Raw genomic sequence first — 267 nt, forward strand, 5'->3', positions numbered from 1 at the left:
ATTAAAATATATATGCAGTTTTTAGAGTGTTAACTCTATGTATTTAAATTTGTCAATAATTAGAGATTTTTTAGAGTTTTGTAAGCTAAAAATCGAATAAAAAAAGTATTGACATAATAAGACAAAGATGTTATTATAATACTTGTCTTAGAAAAAAGATAAATGAAAATTTAGACAATAATCTGGTTATAATAGCAGAGAGGATACACCTGTTCCCATTCCGAACACAGAAGTTAAGCTCTCTAGCGCTGATGGTACTTGGTGGGA

The 267-nt window shown here is 28.1% G+C and carries 1 rRNA gene; it reads left to right on the forward strand.

Annotation, left to right across the window (positions count from 1 at the left end):
* Window positions 1-181: 181 nt before the first annotated feature.
* Window positions 182-267, forward strand: a 5S ribosomal RNA gene (rrf, locus tag KGF50_RS22125); the annotation flags it as partial.

It is taken from the genome of Clostridioides sp. ZZV15-6598 (assembly GCF_020657705.1).
Taxonomy (GTDB): domain Bacteria; phylum Bacillota; class Clostridia; order Peptostreptococcales; family Peptostreptococcaceae; genus Clostridioides; species Clostridioides difficile_F.